23 protein-coding genes are annotated in these 26,665 nt (G+C 54.9%); 11 read left to right on the plus strand and 12 right to left on the minus strand.

Annotation, left to right across the window (positions count from 1 at the left end):
• Positions 1-36 precede the first annotated feature (36 nt).
• Both pglX (H096_RS11735) and H096_RS33880 read left to right on the plus strand, forming a co-directional pair.
• On the plus strand, positions 37-1,833 hold the full coding sequence (gene pglX, locus H096_RS11735) for a BREX-1 system adenine-specific DNA-methyltransferase PglX (protein WP_033898351.1): 1,797 nt from the start codon (positions 37-39) through the stop codon (positions 1,831-1,833).
• A gap of 9 nt (positions 1,834-1,842) precedes the next feature.
• Complete coding sequence (locus H096_RS33880; protein ID WP_126644778.1) at positions 1,843-2,184, plus strand: hypothetical protein; 342 nt, start codon at positions 1,843-1,845, stop codon at positions 2,182-2,184.
• Between the two features lie 119 nt (positions 2,185-2,303).
• Here the strand turns inward: H096_RS33880 and suhB are convergent, their stop codons facing one another.
• A complete protein-coding gene (gene suhB / locus H096_RS11745; RefSeq protein ID WP_033898354.1) occupies positions 2,304-3,119 on the minus strand; it encodes an inositol-phosphate phosphatase in 816 nt (271 codons plus the stop codon).
• 770 nt (positions 3,120-3,889) lie between these two features.
• Between suhB and pglX (H096_RS33090) the strand changes: the two genes are divergently transcribed.
• Genes pglX (H096_RS33090) through brxL form a run of 5 tightly spaced genes read left to right on the plus strand, consistent with a single transcriptional unit; the run spans position 3,890 to position 12,203 of the window.
• The gene (pglX, locus tag H096_RS33090) at positions 3,890-5,662 is read left to right on the plus strand and encodes a BREX-1 system adenine-specific DNA-methyltransferase PglX (RefSeq protein ID WP_126644777.1); all 1,773 of its coding nucleotides are present in this window, start codon (positions 3,890-3,892) and stop codon (positions 5,660-5,662) included.
• A 3-nt stretch (positions 5,663-5,665) separates the two neighbouring features.
• Positions 5,666-6,940, plus strand: a complete 1,275-nt coding sequence (locus H096_RS11760; protein ID WP_033898358.1) for an AAA family ATPase — start codon at positions 5,666-5,668, stop codon at positions 6,938-6,940.
• Complete coding sequence (locus H096_RS11765; protein ID WP_033898359.1) at positions 6,937-7,584, plus strand: retron system putative HNH endonuclease; 648 nt, start codon at positions 6,937-6,939, stop codon at positions 7,582-7,584. Before H096_RS11760 ends, H096_RS11765 begins: the two co-directional genes overlap by 4 nt.
• The gene (gene pglZ / locus H096_RS11770) at positions 7,581-10,088 is read left to right on the plus strand and encodes a BREX-1 system phosphatase PglZ type A (protein WP_033898361.1); all 2,508 of its coding nucleotides are present in this window, start codon (positions 7,581-7,583) and stop codon (positions 10,086-10,088) included. The genes H096_RS11765 and pglZ overlap by 4 nt, the downstream gene beginning before the upstream one ends.
• 12 nt (positions 10,089-10,100) lie before the next feature.
• Positions 10,101-12,203 (plus strand): BREX system Lon protease-like protein BrxL, encoded by a 2,103-nt coding sequence (brxL, locus tag H096_RS11775; RefSeq protein WP_033898363.1) that lies wholly within the window; start codon positions 10,101-10,103, stop codon positions 12,201-12,203.
• Between the two features lie 232 nt (positions 12,204-12,435).
• On the opposite strand, the gene radC is transcribed toward brxL, so the two are convergent.
• The 5 genes from radC to H096_RS11800 all read right to left on the minus strand — a co-directional run bounded on the left by radC (position 12,436) and on the right by H096_RS11800 (position 16,455).
• Positions 12,436-12,933 carry a DNA repair protein RadC gene (gene radC, locus H096_RS11780; RefSeq protein ID WP_033898365.1) on the minus strand — a complete coding sequence of 166 codons (498 nt, stop codon included), beginning with the start codon at positions 12,931-12,933 and terminating at the stop codon, positions 12,436-12,438.
• A gap of 42 nt (positions 12,934-12,975) precedes the next feature.
• A complete protein-coding gene (locus tag H096_RS11785) occupies positions 12,976-13,893 on the minus strand; it encodes a hypothetical protein (protein ID WP_033898366.1) in 918 nt (305 codons plus the stop codon).
• Positions 13,894-13,999: 106 nt separating this feature from the next.
• Positions 14,000-15,004 (minus strand): lambda-exonuclease family protein, encoded by a 1,005-nt coding sequence (locus tag H096_RS11790; protein WP_033898368.1) that lies wholly within the window; start codon positions 15,002-15,004, stop codon positions 14,000-14,002.
• An 81-nt stretch (positions 15,005-15,085) separates the two neighbouring features.
• Positions 15,086-16,054: a DUF932 domain-containing protein gene (locus tag H096_RS11795; protein WP_033898369.1), complete on the minus strand. Its 969-nt coding sequence runs from the start codon at positions 16,052-16,054 to the stop codon at positions 15,086-15,088.
• A gap of 71 nt (positions 16,055-16,125) precedes the next feature.
• A complete protein-coding gene (locus H096_RS11800; RefSeq protein WP_033898370.1) occupies positions 16,126-16,455 on the minus strand; it encodes a hypothetical protein in 330 nt (109 codons plus the stop codon).
• A gap of 703 nt (positions 16,456-17,158) precedes the next feature.
• Here H096_RS11800 and H096_RS11805 point away from each other — a divergent pair.
• The 4 genes from H096_RS11805 to H096_RS11810 all read left to right on the plus strand — a co-directional run bounded on the left by H096_RS11805 (position 17,159) and on the right by H096_RS11810 (position 20,351).
• Positions 17,159-17,851, plus strand: a complete 693-nt coding sequence (locus H096_RS11805) for an inovirus-type Gp2 protein (RefSeq protein ID WP_033898371.1) — start codon at positions 17,159-17,161, stop codon at positions 17,849-17,851.
• Positions 17,852-18,135: 284 nt separating this feature from the next.
• Positions 18,136-18,345: a helix-turn-helix domain-containing protein gene (locus H096_RS33095; protein ID WP_082461533.1), complete on the plus strand. Its 210-nt coding sequence runs from the start codon at positions 18,136-18,138 to the stop codon at positions 18,343-18,345.
• Positions 18,346-18,656: 311 nt separating this feature from the next.
• Positions 18,657-18,860 (plus strand): AlpA family phage regulatory protein, encoded by a 204-nt coding sequence (locus H096_RS33100; RefSeq protein ID WP_228389621.1) that lies wholly within the window; start codon positions 18,657-18,659, stop codon positions 18,858-18,860.
• 12 nt (positions 18,861-18,872) lie between these two features.
• Positions 18,873-20,351 carry a YfjI family protein gene (locus tag H096_RS11810; RefSeq protein WP_033898373.1) on the plus strand — a complete coding sequence of 493 codons (1,479 nt, stop codon included), beginning with the start codon at positions 18,873-18,875 and terminating at the stop codon, positions 20,349-20,351.
• Positions 20,352-20,537: 186 nt separating this feature from the next.
• Here the strand turns inward: H096_RS11810 and H096_RS11815 are convergent, their stop codons facing one another.
• The 6 genes from H096_RS11815 to H096_RS11840 all read right to left on the minus strand — a co-directional run bounded on the left by H096_RS11815 (position 20,538) and on the right by H096_RS11840 (position 26,432).
• Complete coding sequence (locus H096_RS11815) at positions 20,538-21,485, minus strand: hypothetical protein (protein ID WP_033898374.1); 948 nt, start codon at positions 21,483-21,485, stop codon at positions 20,538-20,540.
• A 229-nt stretch (positions 21,486-21,714) separates the two neighbouring features.
• Positions 21,715-22,956: an integrase arm-type DNA-binding domain-containing protein gene (locus tag H096_RS11820; protein WP_033898381.1), complete on the minus strand. Its 1,242-nt coding sequence runs from the start codon at positions 22,954-22,956 to the stop codon at positions 21,715-21,717.
• 369 nt (positions 22,957-23,325) lie between these two features.
• Positions 23,326-24,102, minus strand: a complete 777-nt coding sequence (locus H096_RS11825) for a S24 family peptidase (RefSeq protein WP_033898375.1) — start codon at positions 24,100-24,102, stop codon at positions 23,326-23,328.
• Positions 24,103-24,316: 214 nt separating this feature from the next.
• Positions 24,317-24,844 carry an inorganic diphosphatase gene (gene ppa / locus H096_RS11830; RefSeq protein ID WP_003219382.1) on the minus strand — a complete coding sequence of 176 codons (528 nt, stop codon included), beginning with the start codon at positions 24,842-24,844 and terminating at the stop codon, positions 24,317-24,319.
• Between the two features lie 109 nt (positions 24,845-24,953).
• The gene (locus H096_RS11835; protein WP_033898376.1) at positions 24,954-25,769 is read right to left on the minus strand and encodes a M90 family metallopeptidase; all 816 of its coding nucleotides are present in this window, start codon (positions 25,767-25,769) and stop codon (positions 24,954-24,956) included.
• A 6-nt stretch (positions 25,770-25,775) separates the two neighbouring features.
• Positions 25,776-26,432: a DedA family protein gene (locus H096_RS11840; protein WP_033898377.1), complete on the minus strand. Its 657-nt coding sequence runs from the start codon at positions 26,430-26,432 to the stop codon at positions 25,776-25,778.
• Positions 26,433-26,665: the final 233 nt, after the last annotated feature.

Here is a 26,665-nt window from a genome sequence, read left to right on the forward strand (position 1 = left end):
CACAAATGATCGAGCAGGCCCATAAAGAGAATAATGATGGAAACTACCAGACTCAAGAAGTTCGCCCAGCACGCCCGTCGTCTGTTGCTGGAGCAAGTCGGCGCCAAGCTCGCCCTGGTACTCGATGCCAGCAGCGCCGCCCGCCGCGAGAATCCGCAGGCCGTGGCCCAGTTGGAAAAGCAGATTGCTGCATCCAACCGTGAGCAGCTCATCGACAAGGTGGCCTACACCTGGTTCAACCGCTTCTGCGCCCTGCGCTTTATGGACGTGAATGCCTATACGCGCATCCGCGTGGTATCGCCCGCTGACGAAGGCCAGTTCCAGCCGGAAATATTAGCTGAAGCCAAAGCTGGCCATATCGATGAAGATCGAGTGCCCGAAAAAATCAGCCGGCAGATCCAAGCCCTGCTCAGTGGCACCGCACCTAGCCACGACCCGCAGCAGGAAGCTTATCGCCTGTTGGTGGTGGCCGAGTGCAACAGTTTCCACAGCGCCATGCCTTACCTGTTCGAACGCATTGCCGATTACACCGAGCTGCTGATGCCTGATGACCTGCTCTCGGGCAATTCTGTTCTGGCCTACACCCGTGAAGCCATGACACCCGAGGCTTGCACGGATGTTGAGGTGATTGGCTGGCTCTACCAGTTTTATATCTCCGAGAAAAAAGACGCGGTATTTGAAGGGCTGAAAAAGAACCAAAAAATCAATCCTGACAATATTCCAGCCGCCACCCAGTTGTTTACCCCGCACTGGATCGTGCGCTACTTGGTGGAAAACTCCCTGGGTCGCCTGTGGATGCTCAACCACCCCGGCTCAGGTCTAGCTGGACAGATGGACTACTACATCAAGCCCGATGCTGATGAAGTCGACTTCCTCAAGATCACCCACCCCGAAGAAATCAAGGTTTGCGACCCGGCCTGCGGCTCTGGCCATATGCTCACCTATGCTTTCGACCTGCTCTATGCCATCTACGAAGAAGTGGGTACGGACCCAAGCGAGATCCCCGAGAAAATCCTTACCTACAATCTCTACGGCATCGAGCTGGACGAGCGAGCAGGGGAGTTGGCCGCTTTTGCCTTGACCATGAAGGCTCGTGCTAAACAGCGCCGCTTCTTCAACAAGGCCATCAAACCCAACATTTGCGTGTTGGAAAAGGTTGTGTTCAGCTCTGACGAGATGGATGAGTACATCACGGCCGTAGGGCGCGACCTGTTGACCCTTGACCTGCGCGAAACTCTCAAACAGTTTGAAGAGGCCGACAATTTTGGTTCGCTGATTCGCCCCAATATCACCAGCGTGCGAGACATGCTGCCGTTGCTTGAAGCCAAGGATATGGCCGGTAACCTGTTCCTCAAGGGCACCCATGACAAGGTGCTGAAGGTGCTGCACCAGACGGACTACCTGAGTCCGAAATATCCGGTGGTAGTGGCAAATCCGCCGTATATGGGAGGCAAAGGCATGAATGCGCGACTGGGCGCGTGGGCCAGGGAAAACTACCCCCGCAGCAAGTCCGATCTGTTTGCCATGTTTATCGAGCGCAACCTTGATCTGGTCATGCCTGCTGGCACGGTGGCGATGATTACCATGCAGAGCTGGATGTTCCTGTCGTCGTTCGAGTCATTGCGTGCACGCATTCTGGGTCAGCACACCATTCTCTCCATGGCCCACATGGGCGCCCGAGCATTTGACAGCATTGGCGGTGAGGTGGTCTCCACCACGGCCTTTGTGCTGGAGAACCAGCACAAGCCTGAATACAAGGGCGCCTATGTACGGTTGGTGGATGGCAACTCAGAAGCAGAGAAAGCGACAATGCTTGAGAGGGCTATTCAATGAGATTCACCCTTGAAGATTTTGGTAGGCGAGGGAGGGTTTGTATTTTTCGTCTCGCGGCTCCTCGCTGGATATCGAAAAGTATGGGAGGCGCTCGAGGAAAATCTTCAGGCCCTGCAGGAAAAAATCAAAGTCGACGATGAGAAGTGGATCGAAGAGACTGAATTTTATGGTCGATTGGAAGTTTGCTTGCAAGAGCATACGGTTGCGCACGACGACCGAAATTGGCGGTTTGCTGGTCTTTGTCGAGCACCTAGAGTTTTCCTCGGCTCTGGGCGCTCTAGCTTTGCAAACGTGACCGTTTTGGGTGTGGGGGAGAGGCTTGAGCGTCCGCTCCCCCAGCGAAAGCGATAACTGATTAAACATAAGTCCCGGCCAGAAAGCCAAGTCTTTGTCAGTGGTCTGACGTTTAAGTTGACATTATTTATTCATGGCTTTGCGTCAGAGCGCGATCTGGTGCTAGCAAGTACAGTTTAGCGCTTCAGCGAAGCCGGCAGGTGCGGCTGGATGGCCGTCAGAACTGCCTTGAAGCACTTGGTGTTGCCGGCAACGATGTGGCCTTTTTCAAGGAAGTCGTGGCCGCCGGTGAAGTCGCTCACCAGGCCGCCCGCTTCCTGGATCAGCAGGGCGCCTGCAGCCATGTCCCATTCGGACAGGCCGGACTCCCAGAACGCGTCATAACGACCAGCGGCAACGTAAGCCAGGTCCAGGCTCGCTGCGCCAGCGCGGCGGATGCCGGCGGTCTGGCCTACCAGGCTGCGGAACATGCCCAGGTAGTTGTCGAGGTTGTCCATCTGGTTGTCGCGGAACGGGAAGCCGGTACCCAGCAGGGCGCCTTCAAGGCTGGTGCGACCGCTGACACGCAGGCGACGACCGTTGAGCTGGGCGCCGCGACCACGGCTGGCGGTGAATTCTTCCTGGCGAACCGGGTCCAGAACCACTGCGTGTTCCAGGCGACCACGGTATTTGCAGGCGATGCTGACGGCGAAGTGTGGAACGCCGCGCAGGAAGTTGGTGGTGCCGTCCAGTGGGTCGATGATCCACAGGTAGTCTTCGCCTTCGCCGCTGCCGGCGTGCATGCCAGTCTCTTCGCCCATGATGGCGTGAGTCGGGTAAGCCTTGCGCAGGGCGTCGATGATTTTCTGTTCGGCGGCACGGTCCACTTCGGACACGTAGTCCTTGGCGTCCTTTTCGTCGACCTTGATGGTATCCAGGCGCTCAATGGAGCGGAAAATCAATTCACTGGCGCTGCGGGCTGCGCGCAGCGCGATATTCAGCATGGGCTGCATGGCGTGTTTCACCTAAGTCGTTAAAGAAAGGTGCGAATTCTAGCAGAGAACCTGTGCGATGGTAGTATTACAGAGTTCGCACTGGATGCTCTGGAGGCAGTTCTGTATGCACGCGCCCAATAACCCTGGGTCGCTCGATCCTCCACACCAAACGCAGCATCTCAGTGCGTGGAGATCAGCTATGCCGGGCGCTTGACCTAGGTCGGCATCGAGACATCGATGCGTAGTGGGCGGCCAAAAGACAATGTCTTGGCCGAAACTATCAACAGCTATACAAAGATGGGGCGACTTACCGGAAGTCGTGGATAGGGAGTGCCGGGAGCCGGTGGAACTGACGGCATCGACCTGCGATGCTCTACGTATGGTGTTTTGGCGATGCAAGTTGCTTGGGGGCGTTGAGGCACCAGTTCAATATTACTCCTCGGTTTACCAGCAGCTGATCTGGGTCCATCACCTTCGATGCGGTGTGAGGGTGAGGGTGAGGGTGAGGGTGAGGGTGAATGCTACGACAACGTCTGCGCGTAGAGCTTCTTCCACAGCCTGAGAGGCGAGTGCATCCACGGCGAGCGTGTCATATCGCGCGTCCAGATGCGTCAACCCGTGTTTGAATAAATCGAAACCAACCACAATATGCCAGCGGTGTCATAGCACCTTAGATAGATCAGTCCAGAGGCCTTTGAGGCTCGGATGATTGCTTAAACCTGTGTCCATGGCTGCTGGTCAAGATCAGTCCGGGCCGGATGCGGCTAACGCATTGGAGAGAATTAACGATGGACGACCAAAACAAGCAAGCTGACAATGCCGAGGCGGGTATGGAGAGCTATTTCTTCCGGGCTTCTGCGGCGGACTTTCGAAAAATTCCGGGAAGTCCAGTTGCGTATTGGGTTAGTGATGCTGTGAGCAATGCATTCAGAGACTTTCCTCGTTTTGATGAGGTGGCTCCAACCAGGAAGGGTATGGTTACCGCTCGAAACGAAATTTATGTTCGAGATTGGCATGAGGTTTCGCTTGATAAGTCTGGGCTTGATATATTTAAGGATAGGCACTCAGCTCAAGAGTCAGGGAAGAAGTGGTTCTCGTATCTTAAAGGTGGTGGTTATCGAAAGTGGTATGGAAATAAGTTCGATGTTGTTAATTGGGAGGATGATGGTTTTTTGCTGCAGACGAAAAAGCACCCTTCAGAAGATCGGGTTTGGGCAACAAATTTCAATCTGGAATTTGTTTTTAATGAAAACATTAATTGGGGGGCGGTAAGCTCTTTAGATTTTTCAGCTCGCATTAGTGAGGGTGGGGAACTTTTTGATGCTGGTGGATCTGCGTGTTTCCCAGTAAAAGTTAACCCTAAGACAGTTTTGGGTTTTTTGAATGCAAAGGTCTCTCGAGTGATGTTGAGAGCGCTTAATCCAACTTTGAATTTTCAAGCTGGGAATATTGCGAATCTCCCTTTCCTTGTTTCGGTGGATACTGATAGAACAAGGAATTTGGTCGATGGCCTTATATCTGCTTTTAAAGTTGATTGGAACTCTTACGAAACCTCTTGGGACTTTACCAGCCTGCCGCTGCTGCACTCCGACTATCAGCAGAAAACTCTTCAGAGCACGTATCAAAATCTTCGCGCCTTTTGGAGTGATACGACGCTGGAAATGCAGCGATTCGAAGAAGAAAACAACGACATTTTTATCGAAGCCTACTGCTTGCAGGACGAGCTGAATCCCGAGGTGCCACTTAAGGAAATCACCCTCACCTGTAACCCGTATAATCGCTACGGCGGCGACAAGGCAGACGAAGAGTTGGAAGCTCTACTGCAGGCTGACACGATGCGCGAGTTTTTGTCCTACGCCGTAGGCTGCATGTTCGGCCGCTACAGCCTGGACAAGCCGGGGCTTTTACTGGCCAACCTGGGTGAGACGCTGGTCGATTACTTACGCCAGGTGCCCGAGCCACGCTTTATGCCGGACGAGGACAATGTGATCCCGCTGCTGGACGGCGAGTGGTTTGCCGATGATGTGACCGAGCGCTTCCGCCAGTTCCTACGCATGACCTTCGGCGAGCAGCATTACGAAGAAAATTTGACTTTTATCGAGGCAGCGCTGGGCAAGGACATACGGAAGTACTTCCTCAAGGACTTTTACGTTGACCACGTCAAACGCTACAGAAAGCGCCCGATCTATTGGCTGTTCGCCAGCCCCAAAGGTACCTTCAACGCGCTGATCTATGTGCACCGCTACCGCGCGGACACAGTCAGTGTGGTGTTGCAGTACCTGCGCGACTTCCGCAAAAAGCTTGCTGCGAGGCTGGGTTACCTGCAGCAGGTCAGCATCAGCACCTCCGCCAGCCAGGGCGATAAAGCCCGCGCCCTCAAGGAAATAGAGACGCTGAAGAAGCAATTGTTGGAGCTGGACGACTATGAGCGAGACACCCTCTACCCGCTGGCCACCGAGCAAGTGCCACTGGATCTCGACGATGGCGTCAAGGTTAACTACCTCAAACTTGGCCCAGCGTTGAAAAAAATCGTTGGGCTCGATGCCAAAGGTGAGGATTAAGTCATGCGCATTGATTCAATCAAGTTGACGAACTTTCGCGGAGCGCTCGACCTGCGCCTGACGCTGAATGAACGTATCAACGTGTTTGCCGGCGTCAATGGAGCGGGCAAATCGTCGGTGCTCGATGCACTGGCACTGGCACTCTCGTGGGCGGTTAGCCGTATTCGTCATACGACTGCTTCCGGGCGGCCGATTGCAGAGCCGGACATCACCAATGGTAAGTCGACAGCCACGATAGAGCTGAGCTGCCATAGCGCTCGTGGCAGCGTGGCCTGGAAGCTGTCTAAAAGCCGAGCGGGGCATGCGTCTGAAGACAAGAGCAGTTTTCATGAGCTCAAGGAGTTTATTCACGACCTGCAGGAGCAGATCTCCCAGACCCAGGAGCGCTGTAACCTGCCGTTGTTTGTGTATTACCCCGTCAATCGTGCGGTGCTGGATATTCCGCTGCGTATCAAGGAAAGGCATCGGTTTTCGCCGCTCTCGGCCTATGACGATGCGCTGACCAGTGGGGCGAATTTTCGTACATTCTTCGAGTGGTTTCGCGAGCGCGAGGACCTTGAGAATGAGCACCGCAAATACCGCGATGATCTGGTTAAACCCGATGACTACTGCTTTCCAGACAGAGAGCTGGAGGCAGTACGCAGGGCGTTGGCGTGCTTTATGCCGGATTTCACTAATCTGACGGTGCGGCGTAACCCACTGCGCATGGAAGTTGAAAAGCTGGGCAAGCGCCTCTCGGTCAGCCAGTTGTCCGATGGCGAAAAATGCATGATCGCCCTGATTGGTGATTTGGCCAGGCGTTTGGCTATTGCCAATCCGACATTGGATGACCCTCTGCAAGGGCAAGGCGTGGTGCTGATCGATGAGGTGGATTTACACCTGCACCCCAAGTGGCAGCGCTTGATGGTGCCGAAGCTGATAGAGGTATTTGGGCAGTGCCAGTTCATTCTTTCAACCCATTCGGCGCATGTGATCACCCATGTGCAACCAGACTGCCTGTATCTGCTAGGTCAGACCGAGCAAGGCTTGCAGACTGAACATCCGCGTGAATCGTTCGGCATGAGTGCTGAGCGTGTGCTGGAGGATTTGATGGGCTTGCCGACTACTCGGCCAGAATCGGTTGAAACAGATTTACACGCGCTGTTCTTGGCAATCGATAAGAATGAACTGAGTGAGGCCAAGAAAAAGATCGACGCTTTGCGTAACGACATTGGTGATGACCCGGATCTGGCTCGCGCAGATGTGTTGATTCGTCGCAAGGAAGTCATCGGACGATGAGGCATATTTCTAAGCAGCCAGAACCCCAGGCTTTATTCGATTGGAAAGCGCAGGCGAATGCGGACTGGCAGCCGGCTTATGAGCTGTTGAGTGGCGCGCCTAAGCTGGCCCTGAAGCTGGCCTTGATGGTTGAACAGGGATTTATCTGCTGCTACTGCGAGCGACGCTTACACGATGATGATGCGCATATCGAACACTTCAGGCCTCAGAGCGATCCAGCCTGCGATGCGCTCGATTATGCCAATCTGCTGTGTTCTTGCCAGAACCGTATTGAGCGAGGCGCACCGCGCCACTGCGGTAATCTCAAAGAGGATTGGTTCGACGAGCAGTTGCTGGTTTCCCCTTTGTTAGAGGGGTGTGAAAGGCAGTTTGCTTTTGCTGGGGATGGTTCAATCAGACCCGCGAATCCCGATGATCAGTCTGCTGCCATTACCATCGAGAAGCTTGGGCTGAATATTCGCAAGTTGCAGGATTTGCGTAAGGCCGCCATCGAGCCATTTCTTGATCCCGAGCTCAGTGATGCTGACCTTCAGCTATTTACCCAAGCCTACCTGGCGCGAGACGCAGACAACAGGCTGGGAGAGTTTTGTAGCACGGTTGCGCATCTGTTCGGGCATGTCGAGCAAGGAGTGAATGGCGCGTGAGCAATGCAAAAATAACCCAGGCCCTGAGCAACCTGTTCGACAAGCAGCGCATAGTGTTCTGGTATGACACGCGCCTGGAGTTTCGCGCTGATTTCGAGACGCTGGAGCTGCCGGATGTCGAGAAAATCGAGCTGGCTAACAATGAGTTTGGCGTGAAATACCGCCTGCTGCGCGAGCAGCCGGAACAGAAGTTTCTGCTCTACCGTGAAGGTGCCGAGCCTCCGCATTTGCAGAATTGGCTGTTGGATGTGCAGCTCGCCAGTGGCAATTGCTTCCGTACCGATCAGGTTGCCTTGTGGCTGGCTGAGCTGGAGTTGGGACCGGACTGCTATCCGCTGCTGGAAGCCCATGTTGCGTTTTTCGAATCCGCCAAGCGCCGCGAGGCACTGAGCAAGTTACTTGAGCCGGGTGATTCGCAGAACTTGCTGCAACGCAAGATGCTCGCCGTGTGTTCCGGCAACGAGCCGCGTCTGGATGTGATTCTGGAAAACCTGCTGAGTGATCTGGCCGCTGGTAAAGATGTGCGGATCAAGTTAATCGAAAGCAGCGGCTTGAATGCTTATCTGTGGGAGCAGGTGAAGCGCGCCTATGGCTATAGCTCCGAGCAACCAGGGTTGCACGATTTCGTTATCGAGCTGTTTAAGGCTTGTTTCATGCTTGGGATCGACCCGGCTTACAAGGCGCGACTGTCCGCTGAGGCGCTGGTGTTCCTCAAACGATGGAAGGACAGTCGTTCGCATGAGCAGAGTTTCGAGGCACTGTCTGAGCAGTGCGCGGCGGTGCTGCAGATCGACGACAAGCTGCAAACTCTGGACTGGCGTAGCCTGCTGGAGCTGGATTATTTCGAGCTGATCGACCGCAAGATCCTCAGTGAGCTGGTACGTGCCGTGGTGGCCCGTACAGTGACCGCTCAGGAGGTGGAGCAGTGGGTACGCCAGCGCCGTCAGAGTCACTGGTTTGAGCGCTTCAAGGATGTGTACCTGGCGCTGGAGCATGCGGCGCAGTTCATCCAGGTGCTGGACATAACGCAGCTGCAAATGGAATCGCTGACTGATGGCGTGCAAAAGTACGCCAGCCAGTGGTTCAGGCTGGATCAGCGTTACCGCAAGTTCGTCTATCATCTGCGTGAATCTGGCCAGGCTTCGCTGCTGGGTGAGTTGGCTATGCAGGTCGAGAATCTCTACGGCAACAACTACCTGAGCCGTCTTAATGACCGCTGGCAGCAGCACGTGGATGCGGCGCAGCAGTGGGAGGCCGCGCCCGTAGTGCTGCAGCGCAATTTTTTCAGCCGCTATGTGCAGCCGTTTGTTGAGCGCAAAACTAAGGTGTGCGTGCTGATTTCCGATGCGTTCCGCTATGAGGTAGGCGAGGAGCTGCAAAGCCTGATTCGTCAGGAAGATCGTTTTGAGGCTGATCTGGAACCGATGCTGTCGATGCTACCGAGTTATACCCAGCTGGGCATGGCGGCGCTGCTACCCAACAGCAGCCTGCAACTGGCCGACAACGACAGTGGCGATGCCATAGTGGATGGTCAGAGCGCTCAAGGCTCGGTCAACCGGGGCAAGATTCTGGCGACCAGGGTGCCAGCATCCCAGGTGGTACGAGCCAAGGATCTACTGGCGATGAACCAGGCCGACTCTCGTGCCTTGCTGCGCGACAATGAGGTGGTTTACGTTTATCACAACCTGATCGACAAGACCGGCGACACCCGTGATACCGAAGAGCGAGTGTTTGCGGCGGCCGAGGAAACGCTCAGTGAGCTGATCCGTCTGGTGAAGAAGCTGACCAACGCCAATGCCAGTAACCTGCTGATCACTGCTGATCATGGCTTCATCTATCAGAATCATCCGCTGCAGGAGAGCGATTTCCTCAGCGGTGAGCCGGAGGGCGATGAGGTCCTCTACCGCGACCGGCGTTTTGTACTGGGTCGTAGCTTGCGCGAAGGAGCCAGCTTTAAAACCTTCAACCCGGTGCAGCTAGGCCTGACGGGTACGCTTATGGTGCAGATTCCCAAATCGATCAACCGTCTGCGGCTGAAAGGCTCTGGCAGCCGCTTTGTGCATGGCGGCGCCACCCTGCAAGAGGTTGTGATCCCGGTCATCCGCATTAACAAGAAGCGCCAGAGCGATGTGGGTCGGGTGGAGGTGGAGTTCATCGGTGGCGGTGGCAAGACCATCACCACCGGGCAGTTGGCCGTGGTGCTCTATCAAACCGAGGCAGTGACCGAGAAACTGCAGTCGCGCCGGTTGCGTGCAGGTTTGTTCACGCTGGACGGTGAGCTGGTATCCGATCAGCATGAGCTGTTGTTCGACTTCAGTTCTTCTAACCCGCGTGAACGGGAGCTGCCGGTGCGCTTCATTCTCAGCCGCAAGGCCGATGAGGCGAATAATCAGCAGGTGGAACTGCTCCTTGAAGAGACCGTGGACGGCACTTCACACTTCACACGGTACAAAGCCGCGCGCTACACCATTCGCCGCTCGTTCAGCAGCGAATTTGATTTTTAAGCAGGAGCTCCAATGAGTCAGCTCGACGACAAGATCAACCAGCACTTTGCCGGCCTAGTGGTGCGCAAAGACCTGGTCAAAGCGGTGAAGGGCAACGCCATTGTGCCGTCGTATGTGCTGGAGTACTTGCTGGGCCAGTACTGCGCGACCAATGACGAAGCGACTATCCAGACCGGTATCGAGACCGTCAAGGAGATCCTGCGTAAGCACTATGTCCACCGCAACGAAGCAGGGCTGGTGCGCTCGACCATCAAGGAGAAGGGTCGGCACAAGGTTATTGACCGTATTAGCGTCTCATTAAACGACAAGGATGACGTGTACGAGGCTGAGTTCGCCAACCTGGGCATCAAGAAGGTGCTGATCGACTCCAACACCGTCAAGACCCACCAGAAGCTGCTGGTAGGTGGTGTTTGGTGCATTGCGGATGTGGAGTATGAATACACCGAGGACAAGTCTGCCTCACCTTGGCTTCTGGCCTCGCTAAAGCCAATTCAGATTTCCCGCTTTGATTTCGACGGCTATCTGGAGGCACGTAAGCAGTTCACCACTGATGAGTGGATTGACCTGCTGATCCAGAGCGTAGGTTTCAATCCGCAGATGTTCGGCAAGCGCAATAAGCTTGCTCAGCTTATCCGCCTTATCCCGTTCTGCGAGCGCAACTACAACCTGATCGAGCTGGGCCCCAAGGGGACCGGCAAGTCCCACGTATACTCTGAGTTCTCGCCTCACGGCATTCTTATCTCCGGTGGCGAAGTTACGGTTCCCAAGCTGTTCGTCCATAACGGCACGGGTAAGCTCGGCCTGGTGGGTTACTGGGATGTAGTGGCTTTCGATGAGTTCGCCGGCAAGCAAAAGCGAGTGGACAAGGCGCTGGTGGACATCATGAAGAACTACATGGCTAACAAGTCGTTCTCACGGGGGGTGGAAACCCTGGGAGCAGAGGCCAGTATGGTGTTTGTGGGTAATACCGATCACACCGTGCCGTACATGCTTAAGCATACGGACCTGTTCGACCCGCTGCCGGAAAAGTTCCACGATTCAGCCTTTCTCGATCGCATTCACAGCTACATCCCCGGTTGGGAAGTGGATGTCATCCGTGGCGAGATGTTCTCCAGTGGTTACGGCTTCGTGGTGGACTACCTGGCCGAGATCCTGCGCTCGCTTCGCAGTCATGACTACTCAGATCGCTATAAGGGACAGTTCACGCTATCCGACGATATTTCGACACGCGACCGCGATGGCATCAACAAAACCTTTTCTGGTTTGATGAAGATCCTGTACCCGCATGGCGAGACGACAGACGCCGAAGTGGAAGACGTATTGCGCACTGCAATTGAAGGGCGCAAGCGGGTGAAGGATCAGTTGCTACGCATTGACGCGACCTATCCGGCCGTTCGTTTTGCCTACCAGGGGGCTGATGCTCAGGAGCGTTTGGTGCGCACTCTGGAAGAGGATGAGTATCCTGATCAATACCATCGTAGGGGAGCGACTGAAGTTTCTACTGCAGACTTACCCCAAGTCGGCACTGACCCTTTGCCGCTAATCGAGGCAGCGCCAGCCATGCAAGGGCCAGCTTCACGCCCAAGCAATCCTGTGCCGATGGAACCAGTGCTGAAAGAGCAGCATTTGGTCTTCCACGAAAATCAGCGAGGACTGAGTTTTGACAAGTTGTTCAGTCCCTATCTGGTAGGTGCCAAGCGCATCATCATCACAGACCCCTATCTTCGTATGTTCCACCAGTTGCGCAACTTGATGGAACTGATGGAGACCATTAGCAAGCTGCAAGGCCCGGAAGATGAGGTGGTTGTTCATGTGGTGACCGTTGAGGATGATTCCAATGGTGATCGTCAGACCGAAAGCCTGCAGAAGATCGCTGATGCTTGTACCGGTGTTGGCATCCAGTTCAGTTGGGCCTACGACACTAGCGGCACCAAGCATGACCGAGACATCACAACCGACACGGGTTGGAAGATAGTGCTTGGTCGTGGCTTGGATGTTTTTCAGCGCTTTGAGCTGAATGATGCCTTCAGCTTTGCGAATCGGCTCCAGCAGCATCGTCAGTGCAAAGAATTCAGTGTGACCTTTGTGCGGGTTGGCCCGGCAGCTTGTTCGTAGGTTTACGACGATTAGGCAGAGGCACTCTGATTGGTGTTCGCGGCACGACTAAAGAAAAAAAGCTAGGCCGACTGCGGGCGCCCTTAGGCGTGGGGAATCCATAGTTTCGGCTGCAGCAGGAGCTGAGTACAACCGCTGGATCACGACAAAAAATAAGTGAGGGGAGTTACCCTGCCGATGACCGCCCTGGCATCAGCCAAGGGCAGTCTATCGGGCGGTGTGAGCCTAGGAGTTACAGGTAACCTCGTTCGGCCAACGACACGCAACCTTCATGGCCCACCACCACATGATCCAATATTCGGGTGCCGACCATGTTCAGAGCGTTCTTGAGGGTGGTGGTCAGCGTGCGATCGGCTTGGCTGGGCTCCGGGTCGCCGGAGGGATGATTGTGAACCAAAATTACGGCTGCGGCGTTGTGCTCTAGGGCGATCTTGACCACTTCCCGTGGGTACACGCTGGCACCATCCAGCGTGCCTCGGAAGAGCTCCCTGAAGCCTATTACCCGGTGCTTGGTGTCGAGCAGTAGCAAAGCAAAGACTTCGTGCTCGTGGTACTGCAGCAGTGTTTGCAGGTGGCTGAAGACCTGCTTAGGCTCAGTCAGTGCCCGGCCTTTAGACAGGCGACTCATTGCCAGTTGTTGAGCCATCTGCAGGATATCGGCCTCGGTGACAGGGGATTCCATGACGTAGGTGCCGGATGCCTCTCCAGCCCGGAGTTTGTGATATTTCATGACGGTATTCCTGTGCGAATGCGTGAGGATTGAGGCGCGCGGTTACTGGACGCTGGGTCTAGCGTGCCGGCTGGCTTGCGACTCCAGCTTTTGGGAGAGTGAGGGTTTGGCAGGCGCTGACAGTTGAGCTTGGGGCTCTACAGGGCTGGGCTGATCGTCAATGGCGGGGAAGAATTCCTCGACGATGGCACCGGTGTCCTCCTCGCTGTCTTCAAAGGCACCATTGTTAAAGCCCTGCCGGGCCGCGTGATCCAAGGCGCTCTGGTCAAAGCCGGAGGCTTGCCGGGTTTCGTCCAGCTGCTTGGCTTCCAGCAAGGCGTCTTCTAGGCTCAGGCCGCTGCGCACCGTGATATCGACGTAGAAGATCGGTGTACCGTGACTCTGTCGGGTGGACTTGCCCCGCAGACGCAGCTCCAGCGGCAGACAGGCCAGGCGATTGCCGGAGATGGCTTGCAGGTAATGCACACGCGCTGTCAGGGTGCGGATGCTGTTGTAGCCCGTGGTGCGAAAGACAAAACTGCCCAGCGGATCGTCATCGCCAATCACCACGTTCAGCCGGCCGTAAGGCTTGCAGGCGTTGCCCTGGGCCAGTGAACAGCCATCGGGTGAAGGGCATGGCAGCGACTGGATGCCGTCCTTGGTCGATCGCTTGCAGGTCTCACCGTTGCCGACGCACAGTGGTCGTCCGGTAGCACGGTCGAACAGGCTGTAATCCGCCCGAAAGTTGAGGTCAGGCTCGTTGAACAGTAAGCGGATCGGAATACTGCGCAGTTTGCCATCCTGGCCATTACGCAGTTCCTCATTGAGCGGGTGCAACAACCAACCGTCCCGGCTCTGTACCTGAGAGGTTAGGGTGAACTGATCGTCTTTCTCCGGCAGACGCTTGCCGTTTTTCTCGACGACCTTGCCGATGGAAATGCGCCCCAAAATCGGGGGAGTGATGGCTAAACCTTTGAGCATGGGAGTTCTCCTGTATCTGAAATAAAAACGCCACCGAGACCGCGCAAACGGCCAGGGTGGCGCTGGAGAGAAAGGGCATGGGGATAAGGGAGGAGCGAACGAACGTTCAGGCCAGCAGAAAACGTCGACTGCCGGTTTTGGTGGTCGAGTAGCGCACTTGCAGATAGGGCTTTTCTTTAAGCAAACGGGGGATATCCAGGGCCACGCTGTCTTTGGCTTTCTTCCAAGTGATGCTGCCGGTTGCGAAGGTCGCCCGACTGGCATCGCCCATGGCCTGTTGCAACGTTTGCTTGAGTTGAGCTTCCTGCTTCTCCTGCAGAGCAATCGATTCGCGCACGTTCTGCAGTTCGGTAAAGGTCGTACAGAGCAGCGTGTCCTGGCTGAAGTCCAGGCTTTGCCCACTGTCCTGTGGATACAGACAGCGCAACGCCTGCTCCGCCGAGGCCGAACCATCGGCCGGCGGCGGGGTATCACTGACGACGTAATCCCAGAACAGCCACTCCAAGTCGATCAGCCGAGCAATCAGTGACTCGTCGCGTTCGATGCGATGGATTTCCAGGTGCTGACCACCGAGCAGTACCGCCACATCAGCGGCCTGCTTGCCGGTGACGGCGAGCTGGTGCATGACTTGCAACTGCACATACTCGGGCACACCCTCCTTCCAGAGGCGTGCGCCGTTTATGCCGGCGGTTTTACATTCGAGAATCTGTACATCGTCGGCGCCGATCACCTCACGGTCGATGTTGGCCAGCATCCAGGGCAGTTTGGGATCAGGATGCTGCAGCACCGCATTGACCCGCCGTACCCGGTGACCACTGCGCCGGGTGTAATGTGTTGCGACAATTGGCTCCAGGATGTTGCCCCAGTAAGCTGGGCTTTCTTCATCCTGTGGATCGAGCTTGGGAAGTGAGGTGTCACGTCCGGTTTTCTCCAGCCACAACTCCAACTGGGATTTGTAAGGGTTCAGGCCCACGGCAGCGGCGGCATCCGAGCTGCCGATACCTTGTTTACGCACGGCCAACCAGTCCTCGCGCGGCATCTGTTTAGTCCCCACCAGACGTAAGGCAGGACGGGGTTTGCTGCTGGGTTGTTGCAGAGGTTGTGTGCCCATGATGTTTTCCTGTACGGCATAAAAAACGCCCGGCCAGCAGATGCTAACCAGGCGCTTTAATAGTTGAGTAAGTAAGTGGAGCTAGGCGGCGAGTTCCAGTGCGGCCTGCAGGGCACGTTGTTTGATGACAGCACCTTGGCCAAACCAGGCCGAGTCCATTCGGTATTCAGTACTGCGAGCCCGTCGCTCGTGATCGACATACTCGGTCACCGCGTTGAGCAGCCCCCAGGCCGTTCCGCGAGATGATTCCAGCGTGGCGCCGCGACCTTCGCCTTCGTACAGGCTTTGAACCTTGCGCAGTGCGCGCTCGTTCGGCAGGACTTCGGGCAGTTTGCTATTGGGGGTTACATCACACAGCACGTTCATGAAAAAGCCCATCGCTTCATGCCACTGCACCTTGCGTTCAGCCAGTGCTCGCATGCGGTACATGAACTCGTCCCACTGGGAGACAGCGATACCGAGCTGCTTTTTCACTGCCTGTGGATCGAAGCGTGTGCTGTGCGGCACCTTGATCGCGCGGGTGGTGCCATCCAGAGCGATGGTCAGCGTGTTATTGCAGACCACCCTTACCGTGGTCGGGGTGGCGGTGGTGGCCAGCGTCCCGTCACAGGACGTCGCCAATAACAGATAGCCGTTGACCTGATCGTTGCCCTTCAACTCGGTCGTTTGACCTGTGCGTGCCAAGGCCCAAAACTTGCGGCCACCCTTCAGCACGCCAGCGGTTTCCAGCTCGTAGCCGGAAACTTCGGTCAGGTCGCGATAGAACTCCAGGACTTCACGCGGTTGTACGATTTGGTAGCGGTTGGACACGACGGAGAGCGGTGCCTTGGTGTCGGAGCGATACAGCACCTTCTGTTCAGGGAAGGTGTGAATTGAGCCCAGAGTACCGATGCTCTCGGACTTGAAGTGGACTGGGCTGTCCTGGATCTTCCAGTCCATGCCCGCTTCACGCTGCCAGACTTCGAGCGCTTGTTTGGGGGAGAGGCGACTGCCCAGACCATGCCAAGGCGTGGTGCCAACGTAAGCCATTTGTTCAACGAGATGAGCCATGGGAATAATTCCTTGCGAATGAAGGGAAAAGCGCGTCGCTTCATCAACAAACGACACCTGTTCACAACGACTTAACGGTTGACGCTGAAGTTGTAACCGCACGCCAGGCATTGATAGTTATCCAGCACCTTGTCATCGATCTGCTCGCCCAGCGTGGCCCCGGCTATCCCGCCAGCCACGCCGCCAAACAGTCCCCCGAGAAGTGCACCAGCAATACTGCCAATGGCGATCCCGACCGGACCGCCGATTACACCCAGCACTGCGCCGGCTTCTGCTCCCGACAGGGCTCCGGCAGCACCACTGGCCGCACCGCCCGCAGCGCCAACCAATCCACCTGCTTGTTTGCCAATATTTTTCGTGACGACGCGTCCAGAGTTACAGCTTGGGCAAGGGGTATACATACACAGATCCTCTCAAGTGATGAGCGTGATGAGCCATATAGCTGGCACGCCAAATCCCTACCGCAGTTAAAACGGTGGGCGTTCACAGAGGTGATATAGGTCTGAGATTTTTTTGATTGAACTCGTATCGGCTCACTACGCTACGGCAAAGCCGTGAAAAACCAGCCTTTTGGAGCCCTCAACGACATGAATACGGCAGTGCAGTAAGTTTTTACAGGTCAGCGGTATGGGATGTCTATATGACTAAAAGCGCTGACGGCACACATCAGTCGACTCATACGTTTTATTCTGAATGAAAAATGGAATCTTTTTAGAGTTGAATAAGTGAATTTTCTTATTGTAGTTCTGGGGGTTAAATTTTTCACTGAGCCTATTTCTAGTGGTTTTTTGCAGGTGCGGCATTGCTGTTGTTACGGTTAAAGTAGTATGCATCTAAAAGAGGCTCTAATAGTAACTGATAAAGGTCATGGTTATTATTGATTGCTGAGTAATCGATAGCCCTCTCCAATAGAGGGGTATCGTACTTATAGAAATCTACGAAACAGATCTGCCATAAACAACGGTCGTAACGTAAAGCCTTGGCTGCAAGTCAAAGCGTTGAGAGTTTGAAAGAAGCGTATAAGTCGAAGCAAGGTGCCTGAATGCACCTGGCTCCGTGTGCCTGCCGGTGAACTCTCCATATACAGCCGACAGGAAACTGATCATGTTCCATCATCAACCTAAACGTCATCCCTTCAACACTAAGCTCAAGCTGCACTACAGTAACGAATACCGTGGCTTCGCCGTGCAGCAGCAACTGGCACATGGCCCGTTGATCGAAAACTACCTGGAGCGTGGGATTGAGACTCTACAGCACTGTCTCTCGGTACAGGCTCGAACCTTAGTCTGTCGGGTCGACTTGCGTTACCCCGTCGGCCGGATGCCGTCGGATGCGCTCATCAGCAATGAAGTAATGACTCGTTTCTTCTACCAACTAAGTAAAGAGTTGGTCTGGGCAAATACCAAATACTCGACCGAAATTCGCTACATCTGGTGCCGGGAGCGCAACAGCAGCGAGGCGCCCCATTATCACCTCATGCTATTGCTCAACTACGACGCCATTGGGGGCTTAGGTAACTACGGGCCTAGTACAGACGGCACCTACAGCAGAGAAAACTTGTTTCATCGCATCGTGCGCGCTTGGGCCTGGGCAATTGGTTGTGCTGCACACGACATGTCCGGGTTGGTGCATGCCTGCCAGGACAAACTCAGTGGCCAGGTTTACCAACGTCTGGAGCAGCGTTTTCCTGATTCACTCAAACAAGTGGTCTACGCCATGAGCTACTTGTGCAAGGAGTACAGCAAGTCACAGGAACTGGGGCAGGGCTTTGCCGTGTTCACCACCAGTCGGGTCTGAGGCCGGGCTGAGAGGTGTTCAATATGCCTATTCTATGGTGCGGCATTGCCGCACTGTTTCTCATTAGAAAAGGAGTCTTTCGCATGAGCTACAGCGAGCATTGGCGCCGTGAGTTTCTCACTCGGCACCCTGAGTATGAAAGTCAGTCACAGGTACGTTCGCAAGAGGCAGTGCAGCTGCCTGCGCCTGTAAGTTTCGTACTTCCCTTATCTACTTTTATAACGGCCAACTCTGAATTATCGACGCAACTTCCTCGGCAAGGGTCAAAGAGGCAACATAATCCCATGCAGGACCGCTCGACATCTTCAGATATCCTCAGGCAAGTATGTTTTTTACGTCAACGACTGAAGCTAACCCAGCAGGACCTAGCCAAACAGTTGGGGATCAGCTCTCGCACGCTGCAGGACTGGGAGCAGGGGCGCCGACAGCCAAGCGGACCTGGTAGGGCCTTACTACTGCAATGGGTTGACCAGCAGGCGGCTCATGGCTGCTGAATTATTCAAGCGAAGGGTGCAGCCGAAAAGGAGTCTTGGGCGGAGTTAGGGGGGAGTGCAGCTGCTATTTCTGCTACTAATAGCAGAAATAGCAGCTGCAGTGGACCCAGGCAGATTCGACGGGGTGGAATCGCCAAGCACAAAATGCACGGCGATGTCTATAGATCTGCTTAGGGTGGATGTGGCGTTTAGCACCTTCGACGACTTGGGGTGGCAGGGGCTTTAAAGTCCTTTTCATCGAATCCGTAGCCGAAGAGGGTGTAGAAATGATCAAAGAAAACAGTAATAAACTGATGTTAAGAATTTTGCGTATGCGGCAGTTACGAGAGCGTCTCGGGCTGAGTACGTCGACCATCTACGATCGCTTAAATCCAATGTCGCCCAGGTACGACTGCAGTTTTCCCAGGCCGATTAAGTTGGGGGCGTCAGCTGTAGGTTGGATTGAGGAAGATGTTTGTCGGTGGATTGAGTCCCGAATTGCAGAAAGCCGAAATGTTTACAGCGTGAATTCTTGAGAGGGGTGGTTTATGAATTTTTCTAATGGTGTATCAAGTTGGCTTCCTGTTCCAGGTGGAGCATTTCCAAGGTCTATGGCTTTGCCGATTATCGGGGGCGCAGTAGATGAAGCTGAGCGCAATATAATGGCCCCGCGAGCACTTATTTATTCAGCTGCGTTAACAGCCATGGCGACTGCGGCTCAAGGTTCAATTGATGTCTGTAAACCAAATGGCCAAATCGGTCCGGTATCAATAATGGTGCTCACGGTGGCCAACTCTGGGGAGCGAAAGTCGACCGCAGAGAATGTATTTATGGGAGGAGTTCGGCGCTTTCAGGATGAGATGGATGTGATTTATCAATCAGAGCTCTCTGATTGGCGTGCGAAACAGTCGATCTGGGACGCTCGTCGAAAGGCTATCTTGAAAGAAACTCTACTATTGGATCAGCATGAGGGGGGTGATCCGAATAAACAACTCATGGAACATCAAGCCTGTGCACCGATCAAACCTAGGCGCTTCAAGTTGCTGTACGAAGATGCTACGTCGGAAGCTTTGTTTCTTGGGTTGCACCAGAACATTCCAGTAGCTGGACTTATCTCCAGTGAGGGCGGTGGCGTGCTGACGGGTAAGGCATTCAATGACCTCTCAAAACAGAATGCGCTATGGAGCGGGGATGCCATAACGGTTGATCGTGTGTCGGCTGAAAGTTATGAGGTCAGAGGGCGGTTGACGGTATCGTTAATGGTTCAAGAAAGTTCATTTTTTAGCTATATGGAGAAAAACGGTGAAAAATCACGTGGGTCTGGCTTGTGGGCTAGGTTTTTGGTTTGCAGTCCAGAGTCTACTCAGGGGACTCGGTTTATAACGGAAGGCGCCGCGCCTTGGGATTGTTGTGACAGGTTTTCTGAGCGCGTCGGCGAGATCCTTAAAAACAGTGTTGAGTTTCTAGCTGACCCCAAGAAGCCGAAGTTTGTGGTTAGGTTTTCTCAGTCGGCGATTCACCGGTGGGTCAGTATTTTTAATGGGGTGGAGGCGCAGATTAGGCCGGAGGGGCGATATTTTGGTATGGGGGATCATGCGTCCAAGTTGGCAGATAATATCGCCAGGGTTGCTGCTATATTTCATTTCTTCGAAAAAAAAGATGGCGAAATAGCTGTGGAAACCTTGGAGGCAGCTATCGAGGTTTGCTTTTGGTACTCTGACGAGTTTTTACGGATGTTTACGCCACAACCTCAAGAAGAAGCTGATGCTCAGAAATTGGATGCTTGGCTGCAGGTAAGGCGAGAGTCTGGTGAGAGATTTGTGCCAAAAACCTCAATTGAGAGATTTGGGCCCAGTCCGATACGTGGCGTGAAGCGTCTAGATCCTGCTATAGAAGTGCTCGTGGCGCAGGGGAAGGTGTTGTTGTCAAAGAATGGAAAGGTCGCATATCTTGATATATTTCCTGAGCGCTCGATGAGCAACATGAATACTAGAAGTGTTCTTGCTCCTTTTAAACCTTCAATTTAGCGGGTGCATAGGGCTGAATGGTGTCGTATAGCCTAAGGAGAAAGCTGATGGATATGTGTTGGCGCGTTTGGCCATGAGCTAGTAATCCGCAATCGTCAGTCATTACTGGGCGATCGTATGCTTGTTACTACTTGTGAGTTGAGAGCGCCACCGTCACGGTGGCGTTTTCATTTAGATAAATATCGCTCATTGGCTGTTCTGGATGACATCATCCGGCGTTCGAGCGTCCGTTAGTCGCTCTAGGTAGATTTGCAATTGGTCTAGATCGTCTGCCGCTTCCAGTGCTTCAATTAGTGGTCTCGACAATTCTCCAAAGCGCTGCTTAAGTTGCAGAGCTAACGCTGTTCTCACGCCCTCAATCCGTCCCAAGGTACTTGCCGCATCGAGACTCATCTGGCGCGATTCTTCCGTATCTCGCGAAGGAAATGAATGACGCAGGATATGCCCGAGACGCAGGCGGTCTGTCTGCCGCCGGTTGCCGCGGTTACCGATATTGGCAAAGTCGAACAGAAGATCACGGACCTCATGCTTTAAATCGTTGATATTAGTGATATCAAGCATTTCGAATTCGCGGTTGGCTTTGTAAATACGCGTGGCCATCTCATCGGCTACTTCGGTTTTATTACTATTCGCGAGATCAGGTTTGTTGTAGAGCATACCTTTGACCATGGTGCGAATAAGTTGGGAGGTCATCTTGCTGGAGGGTTGTTGGTTTTTAGCGTGGCCTCCCCGGGCCGCGCGTACCCCATAGTGTTTGCCCTCTAGGTTCTTCAGTGCTTCTAGCATCGCCAAGTGACGATTGGCGAGCATCAAGGCCGTGATCATTTCCTGCAAGTAATGCTCATAGGCGGCGGTTGGGCTCGACGTACTCTGTGGTGGCAGGTATTTGTCGTGGATAAACTGCACGTAGACTGCTTGACGAAGGGCAGTGTCGGCATGCTCGATCAACTGTTCTTCAATCGCGACCTGGCCCTGTCGGATAATCAGATCGACTTTTTTGTCCTGGTGAGGCTGGATCTCAAAACTGCCCATCCTTTCATACAGGGTCTGCAATTGTTGATTTTGTGCAGGTGGAGGGGTTCCTAGCTGATTGAACACGCTCTCTACGACATTTTTAGCTTGGGTGAGCAGCATCGTCAAGGTGCCTAAATTAGGCCTTTCTGGGCTTGTCTCGCTGTAATTCCGGAACGACACAATCACATTCCTATCCTGGAAATTGAAGCGACAGGGTAGCAGCGATGCTTAGATTGCGGTGAATCTCCGAGCTGGCGTGGGCATGTGATGCTCTCGTACAGGCGGGTATTTATTTTTATCATGGATCTTCCCAAAGTTGTGGTAGCTGCGTTGCCCGTAAACGCCATCCTTACACTTTGGCTACCTGCAGCTCATGAGTGAGTGCTTGCGGCGGCTCCTTAGAGGTCAAGTAATTAGCCCATCCGGTCATCAGGGCACGTCGCTTGTCGAGAAAGTCAGTGCGAGAGTAGGCTCCCTCGGTTTGGTCGCGCTCGTCGTGAGCGAGCGCCATCTCGCAGACTTCGCGAGGAAAATTTGTGCACTCACCTGACCAATCTCGAAATGAAGAACGAAAACCGTGCCGAGTGATGTGGTCATATTTCATGCCATGCAGAAGGGTGCGTATAGCATTCGCGTGCATCACTCCTGTCTTGCCTTGACCAGGGAAGAGGAAGGGGCTTTCAGGTGTTCTTGGAATGCTTTGAACCAGCACCATGACTTGATCGGCAAGTGGGATTACAAAGGCCACTCGCATCTTCATGCGCTCATCTGGCAGAGACCAAGTGCCAGCTTCCAGGTCAAACTCATCCCAACGTGCGAACCTCACCATATGGGCGCGTGCGCTGGTCATGATCAGCAGTTGGGCTGCCAAGGACGCTAGCGTTGTGTTTGTGCTGAGTTTGGCCATCAATGCTGGCACGTCCTGCCATCGCAAAGCATCAAAGTGCTCACGCTTTCGAGCCTTTTTCTTTTCAGCACGACTCAACAGATTGTCTAAGTGCCCACGCCAGCGAGCAGGGTTCTCACCCTCTCGCAGGTTGCGTGCCTTGGCAGCGTCCAGAACTTGTTCAATCTGCCCACGTACTTCGTCGGCGGTTCTTGTTTTGGTGGCCCAGATGGGTTGCAACACCTTGAGGACCTGGGGAGTACCGATCTCCTCGGCTGACAACTTGCCGATGTGGTCAAAAGCATACAGCTCCAGTTTCCGTAGCCAGCCTTTACGCCACTTTTCTGACCAGGTGCCCCCATGTGCTTCGCAGTACTCTTTCGCGAGCGCCTCGAACTTCAGCTGCTTCGCCTCGCTGGTTCGTTGTGCTTCGAGTTGGGCAGCGCGCTCAATGTCGCGAGCAGCTAGAGGATCTATACCGTCGCTCAATTGGCTGCGTTTAGCACTGGCTTCTTGCCTGGCTTTCTTGAGGCCTACTTCTGGGAATGAACCCAGGCCCATTTCTCTGCGACGGCCTGCCAGTTGGAAGCGAAGTAGCCAGGATTTACGTCCGGTAGATTTGACGACCAACCGTAATCCGTCACCATCCTCATAGGTGCCAGGTTCGGTCAGGTTTTCGACTTGTTTCGGATTCAGCTTACCCATTGGATTTCCCCTGTCGTCCTTTTTGTCCCCCCACTTGTCCCCCCACTTCATCGTCGGATGAGGTCAAATGGCGTTGAGCGCCATTGGACAAGGGGATGCCTAAAACTCCCGTAATAGCTAGGCTATCAGGTGGATTCTCGGATGGGATAGGTTTATTTCGGACAATTAAAAAGCCGGCTTGTGGCCGGCTTCTCGCTGACTGCTTCAGCTTGTTTTTGACAAACCTCACCAGCCTTCAAATCGCTCAGCCCACATTGCGTCGGGCTGAATAGTAGGGGCATCTGCGGGAACTCCTCCGCATCGCCGAGCAGGGTGGATAGCCTTCGCCACCCCCTGCCAAATGTGCGGCGCATGATACCCACATTCACCTCAGTTGCCCACCTCTGGATCCGATTTAGAGCCTTCCCAGCCCAATAGATGCTCATCCAGCGGTACGGGCGGGCGGCGGTTATTCAACGTGGACCACCAGAACACCCAGCCCACAATCTGGAAGTTCTGCTCGAACCGTTGCTCGTACGTAAGGTACTCGTCGGGATGTTCACCGGCATTGTGGCTGCGCATTCGCAACCCGCCGCCGGGTCGGTTGTAGAGGTATTTGATGCGCAGCATGCCGTCGTGTTCGACGGCGTAGATTTCGCCGTCGATGATTTGGGTGCGGCCTCGGTCGATGGCGAGGGTGGCGCCTTGTTGGATGATGTCGATCATGCTGTTGTCGACCATGTAGGCGCCCAGGGCGCGCTCGGGGTTGACGTTGAGGGCTTGGAGGGTATGTAGGGTGACGCGGATGCGTTCGGTGGAGGTGAATGAGGGGTGGAGGTCGATCTCCACGTCGATTTTTTCTGGGAGACAGGCGGGGCCTGTGAGGTATTTGCCGCTTCCTTCGCGGATGGTGGGCAGTCCTTTACGGGTGGTCGGGCCTTCCAGCAGGAAGTTGGCCGGTGGGTGTTTGGGGCCTTCGCCGGTGCGCAGCCAACGGCTGGAGATGCACAGCAGTTCTGCGATCTCGTTGAGTCGGCCCATGGGTACACCGCGCTTGAACCAGTTGTTCACGTGTTGAGGCGTGACGCCGCGGTTCTTGGCGAAGTCGGAGGCGGAAAGATGGACTTCCCGCAGTAGCGCTTTTAAACGATCACCTGATGTATTCATAAACACAAAGCTTACTGACCGGGACAACAGATCAAATAAACCATGCGTTGAGTTGGTCATGTAGGTCTTTGCTTAGTTGTAGCCTGATACTTCGGATCAATGTCGAAATTAAACATTTTCTATAAGTAATTGAACTTGCCGTTTAATTTTTCCCACAAAAAAAGCCCCGAATGATCGGGGCTTTTTCAATTGCCGAGGCAATGAGGAGCGGGTATCAGCCTTTGTAGGCAGCGACCGACTTCAGGATCTCGGCACGGGCGGCGTCTGCGTTGCCCCAACCGTCGATCTTCACCCATTTGCCTTTTTCGAGGTCTTTGTAGTTCTCGAAGAAGTGTTTGATCTGCTCCAGCAACAGGGGCGGCAGGTCGGTGTATTCCTTCACGTCCACGTACAGCTGGGACAGCTTGTCGTGTGGCACGGCGATGACTTTGGCATCGCCGCCGCCGTCGTCGGTCATGTTCAGGATGCCGACCGGACGTGCGCGGATCACCGAGCCAGGGGTAACCGGGTAAGGGGTTACGACCAGCACGTCGAGGGGGTCACCGTCGTCGGCCAGGGTGTTAGGGATGAAACCGTAGTTGGCCGGGTAGAACATCGGGGTGGCCATGAAACGGTCAACGAACAGGCAGTCGCTGTCTTTGTCGATTTCGTATTTGATCGGCGCGTGGTTGGCCGGAATCTCGATGGCGACGTAGATGTCGTTCGGCAGGTCTTTGCCAGCCGGAATCTTGCTGTAGCTCATTGGGCGTTGCCCCCGTTAATTGGCCATTAAACATGGCCGGATTGGCCTAAAAGTGGCGGCGATTATAGGCACATTCTGACGCCGATGCCATGCGCCAGACGTCGTACGGTCATTCGCCTTGTGGCTGATAACGCGGGTCGCTGGCTTGCAGTTGGGTGAGGCGGGCCAAGGGATCCTGGCGATAAAAGCGGCTGAGTTGGGCGTACACCTGTGGATAATGGCTGACCAGCAAATCCGGGGCGCTGAAAAAATATTCGCTGGTGACGGCAAAGAATTCAGCCGGGTTTTCGGCGGCGTAGGGGTCGATCTCGGTCTCGGCGTCCGGGTTGGCGTCGAGTTGGCGATTGAGGTCGTCGTAGGCGGTCTGCATCACGCTGGCCCATTCCTGCACGCGCATGTCGTTGTGCAGCGGCGGCAGGCCGTTGGCGTCGCCGTTGAGCATGTCGAGTTTGTGCGCCAGTTCGTGGATGACCAGGTTGTAGCCTTCCCAGTTGCCACTGGCCAGCACGCCGGGCCAGGCGAGGATCACCGGGCCCTGTTGCCAGGCTTCTCCGCTGTGTTCGCCGTCCCATTCGTGCTCGATGCCGCTGCTGTCGCGATGGCGCTGAGGGCTGACGAAGTCGTCGGGGTACAGCACGATTTCATGGAAGCCCTGGTACCAGTCGAGGTCGCCCAGGTTCATCAGCGGCAATTGCGCCTGCGCGGCGAGCAGCAGGCGTTGTTCCTGGTGCAGCTCGACGCCGGGCAGGGCGGTCAGGTGCTTTTCGGCGAGGAACATCACGCAGGCTTCGCGCAGCCACTGGTCCTGCTCGGCGCTGATGCCGTCGAGGAAGGTCAGGTGATGGCGCACCCGCTGCCAGGTGTCATCGGCAATCGGGTGCTTGGCCAGCAAGCGCCGGCGACGCCAGGCGCTGAGGGACCACATATCCGGTTACTGCGGCTTGGCTTCGGAGGATGCGCGGCCAAAGCGGCTGCGGAACACACCAATGATCATCGGCACCAGGGACAGCAGGATGATGAACACCACCAGCAGCGACAGGTTTTTCTTGATAAAGGGCACGTTGCCGAAGAAGTAACCCAGGGTCACCAGGCCGCCAACCCATAGGATGGTGCCGAATACGCTGAAGCCGAAGAAGCGTGGGTAAGGCATCTTGGCGATACCGGCTACGAATGGTGCGAAGGTGCGCAGGATCGGCAGGAAACGCGCCAGGGTCACGGTTTTGCCGCCGTGCTTGTCGTAGAAATCGTGGGTTTTTTGCAGGTAGTCGCGGCGGAAGATCTTCGAGTTCGGGTTGTTGAACAAGCGTTCGCCGACCGTTCGCCCGATGACGTAGTTGGTGCTGTCGCCCAGGATCGCCGCCAGCATCAACAGGCCGCCGAGCAGCACCGGGTCCATGCCGCCGCCTGCGGCCACGGCGCCGGCAATGAACAGCAACGAGTCACCCGGCAGGAACGGCATGACCACCAGGCCGGTTTCGCAAAAGATGACCAGAAACAGAATGGCGTAGATCCACGGACCGTAGTTGGTTACCAGCAGGTCGAGGTAGACGTCGAGATGCAGGATAAGGTCAAGCGGGTTGAAATCCATGGATGGCACCTGTGTGAATGGCCCGGCTCAGCAGGCCTGTGCGGAAGCTCGGGTAATAAGGCTACAAGTGTATGCCGCTTTTCTTACAACCCTGAAAGGTCCGCATTATACGGATTGAGAGGTGAAAAGCGTGTTGGTTTTGTAGCGGGGGATGTCGTGGCTAGCAGGATAGGGGAACGAGCTTTCTGTGGCGAGCGGGCTTGTTGTGGCAAGCCCGCTCGCCACAATAGAGG

Source organism: Pseudomonas sp. FH1, from assembly GCF_000510895.2.
GTDB lineage: Bacteria > Pseudomonadota > Gammaproteobacteria > Pseudomonadales > Pseudomonadaceae > Aquipseudomonas > Aquipseudomonas azotoformans_A.